Source organism: Serratia sp. X10, from assembly GCF_017811775.1.
GTDB lineage: Bacteria > Pseudomonadota > Gammaproteobacteria > Enterobacterales > Enterobacteriaceae > Serratia > Serratia ureilytica.
Window position 1 is genome coordinate 439,212 of sequence record NZ_JAEIOH010000002.1, and the last position, 11,890, is coordinate 451,101.

The window sequence follows — 11,890 nt, forward strand, 5'->3', positions numbered from 1 at the left end:
GTAGTGGCTGTCAGAGGCAAGGCCCCCACTAATGACATCAATACAAATAACATGCCAGCCTGAATACTCTTCGCGCTTATAGTATTTTGGTGTTTTATTTAATTATGCTTATCAATTGGTTGTGTTGAGAAAAATAAATAGCCTTGACTTTCTATTTAAAGCGACAAGAATTTGATCTGAAACTAAAGACCTTTTTATTGGTGTGGTTATTTTAAATTGAATTATTTAAAGTGTAATGAATGGGTTTTTTATTTTATTGGTGATTTTAAGAGGTGCAATGTTCTAAAAGTGAAATGCTAACTTTATAGCTAAAGGAATAATTTTTTACCATGCCTGTCTCGTTTTTTAGACGGGGAGGATGGCTGTTTTATCCAGTGGTTATTGTTAATTAAGGTAATGTGCTGCCGTGGCATGCTTTATCTATCGGCCACGCTGCAGGTGTGTTTAATTTATTTTTCAAATGGTAATTAATTCGGTTTTTTAATGGCTTCGTTCTGGATTTTTTAGTGGATAAATGACAAGAGGAAATGATTTTATGGAAAATAATCGTAATGGTATTTCCGAGCGTGATGCGGCGGCAGTCCACCTTCTGGAGCAATCAATGGGGATGACCTACCAGGCCGCGTTGCGGGCCGCGACGGTTTTAGGTATCGCGGATTATCTCAAGGCGGGCGCCAGATCGGCAAATGAACTCGGTCGAGAAGTTAATGTCGATGGGCAGAAGCTGTACCGCATCATGCGCATGCTCGCATCGAGACAAATCTTTGAAGAAGTGGAAGGGGGGCGTTTTTCACTGACGCCGGCTGCAGAGTTTCTTTGTTCGGATGCCCCTCAATCGCTGCGTTCAGCGGTGCTTATGCTGACTGATGAAACATTTTGGTCACCGTTGGGTAATCTTGTTGACAGCCTGCGCAGCGACTCTGCCTTTAAAAATGCATACGGCATGTCTTTCTATGAATATTGGTCAAATGATAAAAATAAAAGAGAAGGGTATGATTTTCATACCGGTATGTCCTCGATGTCTTCGGTGGAAAACCTATTCTTGATAAATGGTTATAATTTCCCTGAACATACAACGGTGGTGGATATTGCCGGGGGGATGGGCGGGCTTTTACTGAACGTTTTACGCCATAATCCCACGCTGCACGGCATTCTTTTTGATCGGCCCGAAGTCTTGGCGCGAAACCGCCTGTGGGAGTTGGGCGATGATTCACGCTGGCAAACTCAGGCAGGCAGTTTCTTTGAGTCTTGCCCTACGGCCGATTTTTATTTGTTGAAATACATCACCATGGACTGGCCTGATGAGCAGGCGATGACGATATTACGTTCTTGTCGTAATGCCATGCACGAAAATTCAAAACTGCTGATTATGGAACCCGTGATCCCGAAAGGTAATGCCTGGCATGGGGGGAATGAAATTGATTTATTGTTGCTGGCAAGTTTTGACGGCGGGCAAACCCGCTCTGAAGAGAAGTTGCGCGCCTTGCTGGCTGGCGCCGATTTAAAACTGAATCGTATCATCAATACTGGATGTTATGTCTCTATCGTCGAAGCTGTCATCGATTAATTGTATCTGGGGTTGACAGTTTTATAGCGATAAACATTTTTTGCTCTGACGCTGTTTAATAATCACGCTGACTTCCCGCCTGTCATTAATCTGGCGCGTATTGCCGTGCCGGTTATTGAGACGGTGTGGAAGTCAACAAATGATGGATAAATTCATTCATCGCTTGGCGATGAGGAGGAAAAATGGGGAACGTTTCTGGCAAGGTGGTTGTTATTACGGGAGCCAGTAGTGGGTTGGGGGCTGCCACCGCCCGCCATCTGGCCTCTCTTGGTGCGACGGTGGTGTTGGCGGCGCGCCGTAAGGAACGTCTCGATCTGTTGGCCAGTGAATGCATTGCCGCAGGGGGCAAAGCCTTGGCGTTACAGGTCGATGTTACACAACGCGATGAGGTGAGCGCCCTGATGTCTACAGCTGTCATGCAATTTGGCCGTATTGACGTCTTGATTAACAATGCCGGGCTGATGGCTATCGCACCGATGAATATGACAAAAGTTGATGAATGGGAGCGGATGATCGACATCAATATTAAAGGGGTGTTGTACGGCATTGCCGCAGCGCTACCGATTTTCGAAAAACAAAATGAGGGGCATTTCATTAATATCGCTTCGGTTGCCGGGATAAAACTTTTCAGCCCCGGCGGCACCGTTTATAGCGGGACGAAATTTGCCGTACGTGCGATTTCGGAGGGGCTGCGTCATGAAGCCGGTGCGCATATTCGAACCACAACCCTTTGTCCGGGCGCGGTGGATTCAGAATTGAAGTTCGGCAGCTCGGACGCAGAGAGCGTCCATTTTATACAGGCGTTTTATCAGCAGGCTATCCCGGCTGATTCCGTGGCAAGGGCCATTGCCTATGCGATTGAGCAACCTGCCGATGTGGACATCAATGAAATCGTTCTGCGCCCGACACAAGAAGTCTTTTGACTGTGGTCTCGTTCAGCGCTTTTCACTTTTAAGCAGGTTCTTGCCATGGCTGAAAATTATACCGTAGCTGATTACCTTCTCGATCGCTTGGCCCAGATCGGCATCCGCCATGTATTTGGAGTACCGGGTGATTACAATTTGCAGTTTCTCGATCATGTGAGCGCCCATCGACAGATCTCTTGGGTAGGCTGCGCCAACGAGTTGAATGCGGCTTATGCTGCCGATGGTTACGCGCGCTGCAAGCCGGCGGCTGCATTGCTGACAACCTTCGGCGTAGGTGAGCTCAGCGCTGTCAACGGCATTGCCGGCAGCTATGCCGAATATGTGCCGGTGATCCATGTGGTCGGTGCGCCGGCTCTGCGCGTTCAGCAAGCTGGCTGCTTGCTTCATCATTCGCTGGGGGATGGCGACTTCGGGCATTTTGTCCGCATGGCGAAGGAAGTGACCGTGGCGCAGGCCTGTCTCACTGCCGACAATGCCGAAGCTGAAATCGATCGTTTGTTGACGACGGCGTTGTTTGAACGCCGCCCGGTGCACCTGGTGCTTCCCTGTGACGTAGCGGAAACACCGTTAGCCTCACGGCCATTGTCGCTGGTATTGCGTCAGGCCGAGTTGTCGGAAGCCTCATTACAGGGGTTTATTGCGGCGGCGGGCGACAAACTGCAAGCAGCGCGCCGGGTTTCGGTATTGGCGGGGGGGATGACTGAACGCTTCAACGCCGCGGAAACGTTGAGGCTGTGGATGGATGAGGTTAAGGTGCCGCATGCTGTCCTATTGTCAGGCAAAGGTGTGGCGGATGAAACCCACATCGAGTTCATCGGCACCTATGCCGGCGAGGCTAGCCCTCCGCAGGTCAAACAGTGGGTAGAAGAGGCGGACATCGTGATTAACGTCGGCGTGCTGTTCACTGATATCGTCACGGCGGGGTTTAGTCACTCCCTTCCCGTGGAGAAATGCATCAGTATTCACCCGTTTGAAGCGCGCGTCGGGCAACAAGTTTTCAGCCAGATTCCCATGCCTGTCGCCGTTAGCGCACTACGCCGACTGAGTTTACCGCTGGCGAAACAGTGGCAATCACCCAGAATGAACCGCCCGATGCCGCCGAGTATTGAACAGGAGCGTCTCGATCAGAATGTCTTTTGGCGACAAATTCAGGGCTTCTTGCGGCCTGGAGATATTGTCTTCGCAGATCAAGGAACGGCCTGTTTTGGCGCCGCGACGTTGAGATTGCCTCAGGGGAGCAAATTTATTGTCCAATCTCTGTGGGCATCGGTGGGTTATACGCTGGCGGCCGCTTTGGGCGTGCAAACCGCTGAGCCTGGGCGTCGAGTGGTGGTGCTGATCGGCGACGGTTCCGCCCAGTTTACTGCGCAAGAGTTGGGGGCGATGGTGCGTGACGGTTTGAACCCCATCATCTTCTTATTGAATAACGAGGGGGACACCGTTGAGCGGGCAATCCATAGGCCTGAGCAGCGTTACCATGATATTGCCCAGTGGAATTGGACGCTTTTGCTGCAGGCATTCGCGGGCGAACATTCGGTGCAGGTGATGCGTGTTACCGAAGCGGCGCAGTTGCAGCAGGCCATGAGCGCAGTGGCAGACAGCCCGCAATTAGCCTTTATCGAGGTTGTGTTGCCCAAAATGGATGTTCCAGAACTGTTGAACGCCATATCACGCGCTATTCGGGTGAGCAACAGTAGGTCATGAACCCTGTTATCGAAATTCGAATAAAGCAAAACCGCATTCGATTCTGCTTCTCAGAGCAAGAGGGAATAAGCGTCATGCCTTGCAGATGCGTGACTCGTTGCATTTGCCACAACGCCCGGTGAGGCTCATCGGGCGTTGTGGGGCAACCTATACCGGAATGCGCCGCCTCGGCGTGATCAATTCAGCTCTACCGCATACTGGTCTACCGGGGTGATTTTCTTGATCAGCTTATTGTCGAACAGGAACTGTTCGTAAGCCTCATAGCGGGCCCGATCCAACTTGGCCGGATCGCGCGCGAACAGCGGCAGGCTGGCTTGCCACGCCTGTTTGTTCAGCTCGGTATTCAGCTCCGGGTGCGCCTTGGCGAATGCCAGCCAGGTGTCCTGCGGGTGTGCATGCAGGTAGTCGCTGCCTTGCTTCAGCGCGGCGAGGAATTTGCGGATTTTCGGCTCGTTCACCGCATCGCGGTTGGCGACGATGATCAGCTCGTCGTAGGCCGGCACGCCGTAGTCTTCGACGTTGAACACCACCGGCTTTTTGCCCTGCAGCTTCAGCTCCAGCGCTTCGATATTGCGGTAGCCGCCGATCACCGCATCGACCTGGCCCGCCAGCAGGGCGCTGGTCAGCTGGAAGTTGACGTTGATGAGCTTGATGTCCTGCGGCTTGAGGCGTTCGTGTTCGACCATGGTGGCCAGCGTCGCCTGTTCGATGCCGCTGACCGAGTAGCCGACCGTTTTGCCCTTGAGATCCGCCGGCGACGTGATGTTATTGTCCAGCGCGATCACCGTATTCAGCGGCGTGTTGATCAGCGTGCCGACGCGCATCAGCGGCAGGCCCTGATCGGCGAAGAAATGCAGCTGCGGCTGATAGGTGATGGCGAGGTCGGCCTGTTTGGCGGCCACCAGCCGCGGCGGCAGCGCCGGATCGGACGGCGGCACGATCTTGACGTCCAGCCCTGCGGCCTTGAAGGCGCCGATCTGCTCGGCCACCATGATCGGCGCGTGATCGGGGTTGATGTACCAGTCGAGCACCAGCGTCAGCTTGTCGGCCGCGCCGGCCTGGCCGGTGAGGGCGGCGCCGAGCAGCAGCCCGCAAACGGTTTGTTTGATCATGGTCGTTCCTTTATCCCTGGTTATGGTTGCAATCATCAGTCGTTTTCCGGCGCCCAGGCGATCAGGCGCCGCAGCAGCGCATCCACCGCGGCCCACAGCAGCACGGTCATCAGCACCAAAATAAACAGCGCGGCGAAGCAGACGTCGGTCTGCATGCGCGCGTTGGCGTTCAGCATCACGTAGCCCAGCCCCTCGGCCGAGCCGACCCATTCGCCGATAATGGCGCCGATGGGCGCGACGGCGGCGGCCATGCGCAGACCGGAGCCGAAGGCCGGCAGCGCCGCCATCAGCCGCACGTGCCGCAGCTGCGCCCAGCGCGAAGCGCGCATCGTGCGCGCCAGATCGAGATAGTCGTTGTTGACCCGGCGCAGCCCGTCGAAAAAGGCCGACACCACGGGGAAGAAGATCACCAGCACCGCCATCGCCACTTTGGCGCTCATGCCGAAGCCGAACCACAGCACCAGCAATGGGGCCAGGGCGAACACCGGTATCGCCTGGCTGGTGAGCACCAGCGGCATCAGCCAGCGCTGCAGGCGCGGCGAGAAGATCATGCACAGCGCCAGCGCCGCGCCGAGCAACACGCCGAGCGCCAGCCCGCTGACGATCTCCGAAGCCGTGACCAGCGTGTGCCAGGCGAGATAGCCGCGTCCGTCCCACAGCGCCTGCGCCACCGCGCCCGGCGTGGGCAGCAGAAAGGCCGGAATGCCGCTTTGCGCCGCCAGCCACCACAGCAGCAGCAGGCCGATGAAGACCGTCAACCCACGCCGCAGACGGGTGAAGCCGCGCTCTTTGGCGATATTCATTGCGCCGCCCTCACCATTTGCAGCAGTAGCTCGGCCTGGCTTTTCAGCAGGTCGGCGTCATCCGGCGCGCGCGGCGGTTGCCCGCTGATGCGGTGGGTATCGTCGAGGCCCAGCGGCCAGGGCGACAGCACCAGCAGCCGGTGGCTCAGGCGGCAAGCCTCCATCGGGTCGTGAGTGATCAGCAGCACGGTGTTTTGCGCCAGCAGCTCGGCGGCCAGGCTCTGGATCTCGGCGCGGGTAATGGCGTCCAGCGCGGAAAAGGGTTCGTCCATCAGCACGATCGGCTGGCGTTCGTAGAGCGTGCGGGCGATGGCGGCGCGCTGGCGCATGCCGCCGGACAGCGCGGCGGGCAGGCTGCGGCTATGCGCGGCCAGGCCAACGCGTTCGAGCAGGTGCGCGGTCCACGCCCGATCCGGCGCTTCGCCGCGCAGCCGCGAGCCGAGGGCGACATTGTCTTCGACGCTCAGCCACGGGTAGAGCAGGTCCTTTTGCCCCATGTAGGCGATGCGCCCGGCGATCGGCAGGCCGTCGCTGCCGCTCACCGTGCCCGAGCTGGCCTGCGCCAGCCCGGCGATGATCTTCAGCAGGCTGGTTTTGCCGGCGCCGCTGGCGCCGAGCAGGGAGACGAAGCTGCCACCGGCGATGTCGAAGCTCAGCCGCTCAAAGATCGTCTGTTGACCGAAGCGCAGAGTGAGATCCCGCACCTGGATGCCGGGCGGGAGGCGCGGGGAGATCATGAGGCGTTCAGCCCCATTTGCCAAAATGCCGCTTCCAGCTGGGTGGCGGTGGTGAAAATCTGCGCCAGCTCGGTAAAGCGGCTTTGTGCGCCGCGCTGGTGGCCGACGGTTTCCAGCAGCTCGATGGCGGCGCGCACGCCGGCCAGATAGCCCTCGTCGCCGTAGTTGCGGATCCAGGAGGCGTAAGGATTGCCCTCCATTTGGGTGGCGGGATCGTGCAGCAGCCGCAGGCCGATTTCGGCATAGCCGGCCACGCAGGGCAGCAGGCCGGCCAGCAGATCGAGGGCGTCGCCGGCATGGCCGATGTCCAGCACGTAGCGAGTGTAGTTCATGGTTTCCGCCGCCTCCGGCTGGGCGGCGATCTGCGCTTCGCTCAGCCCCCATTCGGCGCAGTAGGCCACGTGCAGCGGCAGCTCGGCGACGATGCCGTTGAGCGAGGCGGTGGCGGCGCGCATTTCCGGCAGGGTGCGCAGCTTGCTGACCAGCAGCGCGTAGGCGCGGGCGAAGTGCAGCAGGAACAGGTAGTCTTGGGTCAGGTAACGGCGAAAAGCGCGTTCAGGCAAGGTGCCGGCGGCCAACTGCTGCAGAAACGGGTGAGCGACGTAATTTTGCCAGTGGCTGCCGGCCTGTTGGCGCAGCCGGCCGTAAAGACCGCTTTCGAACAGGGTGGTGATGGACATGGGACCTCCTTGAGTGAGTGGAGATCCGGGCACGCTGAGGTATGAACAGGCAACGGGTGAGAGCGTTGTTGCCTAACCGTCCCTTCGCTGGCATGACCCAGATCAGGTTCAAAGGGTTCGGCTTGCGCCATCTCAGCCCGTAACAGGACACCCCTCGGAGCTGCCTGTTATACGACATTTGTTTTTTGATTACAATCGCCGGTCGGCGCGGCGGCAATCGGTTCGTTTAGTGCGATCGGGGGCGATTTTGCTGGCGCAAAGCGCGCGATTTTTGTCACTGTAGGCCCATGTTTTGCCTTTGAGGACGATGCCCGATGAAAAAGATTGGTTTTCTCTCGTTTGGCCACTGGACGCCTTCCGCCCAGTCCGGCACCCGTTCAGCGGCGGATGCGCTGCTGCAGTCCATCGATCTGGCGGTCGCCGCCGAAGATCTGGGCGCGGACGGCGCCTATTTTCGCGTTCACCACTTCGCGCGTCAGCTGGGATCGCCGTTCCCGCTGCTGGCCGCCATCGGCGCCAAAACCCAACGCATCGAGATCGGCACCGGCGTGATCGACATGCGCTATGAAAATCCGCTGTACATGGTGGAAGACGCCGGCGCGGCGGATCTGATCGCCGGCGGGCGACTGCAGCTTGGCATCAGCCGCGGCTCGCCGGAGCAGGTCATCGACGGCTGGCGCTATTTCGGCTATGCCCCGGCCGACGGCGAAACCGACGCGGACATGGCCCGCCGCCATACCGAAGTGTTCCTGGAAGCGCTGCGCGGCGAAGGGTTCGCTGAACCCAATCCGCAGCCGATGTTCCCGAATCCGCCCGGGCTGCTGCGGCCGGAGCCGTTTTCCGCCGGGCTGCGCGACCGCATCTGGTGGGGCGCCGGTTCGAACGCCACCGCCGTCTGGGCGGCGAAGCTGGGCATGAACCTGCAAAGCTCGACGCTCAAGAACGACGAAACCGGCGAACCCTTCCATATCCAGCAGGCCAAGCAGATCCGCGCCTATCGCGCGGCCTGGCAAGAGGCGGGCCATGCGCGCGAGCCGCGGGTTTCCGTCAGCCGCAGCATCTTCGCGCTGGTGGATCAGCGGGATCGCAACTACTTCGGCGGCAGCGGTAAGGAAGGCGACCAACTGGGGTATATCGATGCGCAAACCCGGGCGATCTTTGGCCGCAGTTACGCCGCAGAACCTGATGCGCTGATCGAACAGCTGGCGCAGGACGAGGCCATCGCCGAAGCGGATACGTTGCTGCTGACCGTGCCTAACCAGCTGGGTGTGGATTACAACGCCCACGTCATCGAATCGATTTTAACCCATGTCGCGCCGGCGCTCGGCTGGCGCTAAACGGAGGATGGCATGTCACGCATTTTCATTACCGGTTCGGTGGACGGGCTGGGCCGCGCCGCCGCGCAAACGCTGTTGGACGAAGGGCATCAGGTGATTCTGCATGCGCGTGAGCCCGGCCGTTTGGACGCGGTGCGCGATCTGCTGGATCGCGGTGCGCAGGCGGCGATTGGCGATTTGTCTGATGTGCAGCAGATCCGTCAGCTCGCCGAGCAGGTGAATCGCCTCGGCCGCCCGGACGCGGTGATCCACAACGCCGGCATGTTCACCGGCCCGCAGGTGATGCCGGTGAACGTGATGGCGCCTTACCTGCTGACGGCCCTGATCGAACGTCCCAAGCGTATCGTCTACCTGAGCAGCAGTATGCACTTTGACGGCGTGGCGGAGCTGAGCGGCGTAGACTGGCTTGGCGGCGCCGCCGGCTCTTATTCGGACAGCAAGCTGTTCGTCACCACGCTGGCCGCCGCCGTGGCGCGCCTGTGGCCCGACGTCATCAGCAGCGCGGTCGATCCCGGTTGGGTGCCGACCAAAATGGGCGGCGCGGACGCGCCCGACGATCTGGCGCTGGGGCATGTGACGCAGGCGTTGCTGGTGAGCAGCGATGAACCGCAGGCCCTGGCGTCCGGCGGTTATTGGCATCATCAGCAGCGGTTCGAGCCTCACGCCGCGGTACACGACGAGGCGTTTCAAACGGCGCTGCTGGCGCAATTGGCGCGCGCCGGCGGGGTGAGCTTGCCGCAGGCTTAAATGGCTATTCCTTCCAGGCCCGTCGAGGTTATCGGCGGGCTTTTTTATGCCCGCAGGGTGAACCGGCGGCGCTTTTCTTATACAGTGGTTTCCTGACCTGTTTTGACCGTTCTCTCTATTATCGCCATGCACAATTATCGCCATGCACACATTCCTGATTATCGTCCCTGAAGGGGGCATGCTGTTCGAAGCGGCGGGCATCGCCGATATCCTGATGCAGGCTAATCGCCTGAGTGCTGCCGAGACGCCGCTGTATCAGATCGCGGTCGCCACCACGCAGTCTCATCGGGTGGTGCACGGCCTGTCAGGCCTGAGCCTGCTGGCCGACCATCGCCTGGCGGATCTCGATCCGCTCCTGCCGCGCGATACCGTGATCGTCGCCGGCAAAGGGGCGAGCGAAGAAGAGGGCGTTCTGGTGGCAGATTGGCTGCGCCGCGCGGCGCCGCAGACGCGCCGTATCGCCTCCGTTTGCGGCGGCGCGCTGTTGCTGGCCGAGGCCGGGTTGCTGGACGGACGGCGGGCGACCACCCACTGGCGTCTTGCGGAAACGCTGCAGGCGCGCTTCCCGCGGGTGCAGGTCGAAAACGGCCCAATCTACGTGCAGGATGGGCCGATTTGGACCTCCGGCGGCGTCAGCTCCGGCTTCGACCTGACGCTGGCGCTGGTGGAGGACGACTATGGCTTCGTGCAGGCGCGTGAAGTGGCGCAGGATCTGGTGATGTTTCTGCGCCGCCCCGGCGGGCAGGCGCAGTTCAGCCGCTACCCGCTCAACCAGGCCAAATCGCCGGGCCCGATCCGCGACCTGCAGTCCTGGATCCTGGAGAATCTCGCCGACGATCTCAGCGTCGAACGGTTGGCCGAACGCGTGGCGATGAGCCCGCGCAACTTTACCCGCGTGTTCACCCGCGAGACGGGCATTTCTCCCGCCAAATTCGTCGAAGAAGGGCGGTTGCATATCGCCAGACAGCGCCTGGAGCAGAGTGCGCAAGGCATCGAGCAGATCGCCCTGGCTACTGGCTTTGGCAACGGCCTTAACCTGCGGCGGGTGTTTGAGCGAAAACTGCAGCTGACCCCGAGCGAATACCGCGAACGCTTTCATGCGCGCAATTTGGCGTAAATTGATCGGTAAGTGTCATTTACGCCGCTTCGGGGCAGGGCTAGAGTTGAGGCAAAGCCCAAAACGAGGAGTGCATCATGGTGAGAGTAGGCATTAATGGATTCGGCAGGATCGGACGCAACGTGCTGCGCGCAGCGCTGGGGCGCAGCGATTTTGAAGTGGTGGCGATCAACGATCTGACCGACAGCAAGACGCTGGCGCACCTGCTGAAATACGACACGCTTTCCGGCACGCTGGCGGCCAGGGTCGAAGCCGGCGACAACCAGCTGCTGCTGGACGGCCGGCCGATTCAGGTGTTTTCGCAGCGCGATCCCGCCGAGATCCCCTGGCACAGCGTGGGCGTGGACGTGGTGATCGAAGCGACGGGCTTCTTTACCGACAAGGCCAAGGCGGAAGTGCACATCACGCACGGCGGCGCCAAGCGGGTGATTATCTCGGCGCCGGCCAAGAACGATGACATCACGCTGGTGATGGGGGTTAACGATCACCTCTACGATCCGGCGCTGCATAAGGTAGTCAGCAACGGCAGCTGCACCACCAACGGGCTGGCGCCCGCCGCACAGGTGCTGCATCAGGCGTTCGGCATCGAATACGGGTTGATGAACACTACGCATGCCTATACCAATAGCCAGGCGCTGCACGATCAGCCGGAAAAAGATCTGCGCGGCGCGCGGGCAGCGGCGGAGTCTATCGTGCCTTACTCCAGCGGCGCGGCCAAGGCGCTCGGCAAGGTGATCCCCGAACTGGACGGCCGCCTGACCGGTTATTCGCTGCGGGTGCCGGTGCCGGTGGTTTCCATTGTCGATCTGACGGTGACGCTGAAACGCCCGGCGACGGCGGAGGAGATCAACGCGGCGTTCCGCGCGGCGGCGGCGTCCGGCCCGCTGAAAGGGATCCTGGGATACAGCGATGAGCCGCTGGTGTCGAGCGACTACCGGGGCGATGCGCGCTCGTCGATTATCGACGGCTTGTCCACGCTGGTGATCGGCGGCAATCTGGTGAAGGTGCTCGCCTGGTATGACAACGAGTGGGGCTTCTCCAATCGGTTGGTCGATCTGGCGCTGCTGATGGAAAAGCGCGGGCTGTAAACGCCCAACAGCAAAAAGCTCGCTTAAGTTGCCTTAAGCGGGCTTTTCTAAATAGGGTTCTCTGCCTGGGAT

Annotated in this window: 11 protein-coding genes and 1 riboswitch; of the genes, 7 read left to right on the forward strand and 4 right to left on the reverse strand. The window is 59.6% G+C overall.

Going from position 1 to position 11,890, the window contains the following annotated elements; translation table 11 throughout:
• Window positions 1-535: 535 nt before the first annotated feature.
• The 3 genes from J9788_RS07565 to J9788_RS07575 all read left to right on the forward strand — a co-directional run bounded on the left by J9788_RS07565 (window position 536) and on the right by J9788_RS07575 (window position 4,197).
• Complete coding sequence (locus J9788_RS07565; RefSeq protein ID WP_046896463.1) at window positions 536-1,567, forward strand: methyltransferase; 1,032 nt, start codon at window positions 536-538, stop codon at window positions 1,565-1,567.
• A gap of 182 nt (window positions 1,568-1,749) precedes the next feature.
• Window positions 1,750-2,490 carry an SDR family oxidoreductase gene (locus J9788_RS07570; protein WP_182264204.1) on the forward strand — a complete coding sequence of 247 codons (741 nt, stop codon included), beginning with the start codon at window positions 1,750-1,752 and terminating at the stop codon, window positions 2,488-2,490.
• 45 nt (window positions 2,491-2,535) lie between these two features.
• Window positions 2,536-4,197, forward strand: coding sequence for an alpha-keto acid decarboxylase family protein (locus J9788_RS07575; RefSeq protein ID WP_182264205.1), 1,662 nt, complete (start codon window positions 2,536-2,538; stop codon window positions 4,195-4,197).
• A gap of 176 nt (window positions 4,198-4,373) precedes the next feature.
• On the opposite strand, the gene J9788_RS07580 is transcribed toward J9788_RS07575, so the two are convergent.
• Genes J9788_RS07580 through J9788_RS07595 form a run of 4 tightly spaced genes read right to left on the reverse strand, consistent with a single transcriptional unit; the run spans window position 4,374 to window position 7,529 of the window.
• Window positions 4,374-5,309, reverse strand: a complete 936-nt coding sequence (locus J9788_RS07580; RefSeq protein ID WP_182264206.1) for an ABC transporter substrate-binding protein — start codon at window positions 5,307-5,309, stop codon at window positions 4,374-4,376.
• A 35-nt stretch (window positions 5,310-5,344) separates the two neighbouring features.
• Entirely contained in the window at window positions 5,345-6,112 is a 768-nt protein-coding gene (locus J9788_RS07585; RefSeq protein ID WP_042784966.1) for an ABC transporter permease, read from the reverse strand.
• Window positions 6,109-6,849: an ABC transporter ATP-binding protein gene (locus J9788_RS07590; RefSeq protein ID WP_046896467.1), complete on the reverse strand. Its 741-nt coding sequence runs from the start codon at window positions 6,847-6,849 to the stop codon at window positions 6,109-6,111. Before J9788_RS07590 ends, J9788_RS07585 begins: the two co-directional genes overlap by 4 nt.
• Window positions 6,846-7,529 (reverse strand): TenA family protein, encoded by a 684-nt coding sequence (locus J9788_RS07595; protein WP_182264207.1) that lies wholly within the window; start codon window positions 7,527-7,529, stop codon window positions 6,846-6,848. The genes J9788_RS07590 and J9788_RS07595 overlap by 4 nt, the downstream gene beginning before the upstream one ends.
• Before the next feature lie 62 nt (window positions 7,530-7,591).
• Window positions 7,592-7,694: riboswitch (TPP riboswitch) on the reverse strand.
• A 149-nt stretch (window positions 7,695-7,843) separates the two neighbouring features.
• On the opposite strand from J9788_RS07595, the gene J9788_RS07600 reads away from it, so the two are divergent.
• The 4 genes from J9788_RS07600 to gap all read left to right on the forward strand — a co-directional run bounded on the left by J9788_RS07600 (window position 7,844) and on the right by gap (window position 11,818).
• Window positions 7,844-8,866, forward strand: a complete 1,023-nt coding sequence (locus J9788_RS07600; protein ID WP_042784962.1) for an LLM class flavin-dependent oxidoreductase — start codon at window positions 7,844-7,846, stop codon at window positions 8,864-8,866.
• Window positions 8,867-8,878: 12 nt separating this feature from the next.
• On the forward strand, window positions 8,879-9,613 hold the full coding sequence (locus J9788_RS07605; RefSeq protein ID WP_182264208.1) for an SDR family NAD(P)-dependent oxidoreductase: 735 nt from the start codon (window positions 8,879-8,881) through the stop codon (window positions 9,611-9,613).
• 142 nt (window positions 9,614-9,755) lie between these two features.
• Window positions 9,756-10,730 (forward strand): GlxA family transcriptional regulator, encoded by a 975-nt coding sequence (locus J9788_RS07610; RefSeq protein ID WP_182264209.1) that lies wholly within the window; start codon window positions 9,756-9,758, stop codon window positions 10,728-10,730.
• Window positions 10,731-10,807: 77 nt separating this feature from the next.
• A complete protein-coding gene (gene gap, locus J9788_RS07615; protein ID WP_046896470.1) occupies window positions 10,808-11,818 on the forward strand; it encodes a type I glyceraldehyde-3-phosphate dehydrogenase in 1,011 nt (336 codons plus the stop codon).
• Window positions 11,819-11,890: the final 72 nt, after the last annotated feature.

What these genes read in the sequence shown, in the direction of transcription:
- J9788_RS07595 (WP_182264207.1), bottom strand. Translation starts at nt 7,529, where the DNA reads ATGTCCATCACCACCCTGTTCGAAAGCGGTCTTTACGGCCGGCTGCGC.
- J9788_RS07585 (WP_042784966.1), bottom strand. Translation starts at nt 6,112, where the DNA reads ATGAATATCGCCAAAGAGCGCGGCTTCACCCGTCTGCGGCGTGGGTTG.
- J9788_RS07590 (WP_046896467.1), bottom strand. Translation starts at nt 6,849, where the DNA reads ATGATCTCCCCGCGCCTCCCGCCCGGCATCCAGGTGCGGGATCTCACT.
- J9788_RS07570 (WP_182264204.1), top strand. Translation starts at nt 1,750, where the DNA reads ATGGGGAACGTTTCTGGCAAGGTGGTTGTTATTACGGGAGCCAGTAGT.
- J9788_RS07610 (WP_182264209.1), top strand. Translation starts at nt 9,756, where the DNA reads ATGCACACATTCCTGATTATCGTCCCTGAAGGGGGCATGCTGTTCGAA.
- gap (WP_046896470.1), top strand. Translation starts at nt 10,808, where the DNA reads ATGGTGAGAGTAGGCATTAATGGATTCGGCAGGATCGGACGCAACGTG.
- J9788_RS07575 (WP_182264205.1), top strand. Translation starts at nt 2,536, where the DNA reads ATGGCTGAAAATTATACCGTAGCTGATTACCTTCTCGATCGCTTGGCC.
- J9788_RS07580 (WP_182264206.1), bottom strand. Translation starts at nt 5,309, where the DNA reads ATGATCAAACAAACCGTTTGCGGGCTGCTGCTCGGCGCCGCCCTCACC.
- J9788_RS07565 (WP_046896463.1), top strand. Translation starts at nt 536, where the DNA reads ATGGAAAATAATCGTAATGGTATTTCCGAGCGTGATGCGGCGGCAGTC.
- J9788_RS07605 (WP_182264208.1), top strand. Translation starts at nt 8,879, where the DNA reads ATGTCACGCATTTTCATTACCGGTTCGGTGGACGGGCTGGGCCGCGCC.
- J9788_RS07600 (WP_042784962.1), top strand. Translation starts at nt 7,844, where the DNA reads ATGAAAAAGATTGGTTTTCTCTCGTTTGGCCACTGGACGCCTTCCGCC.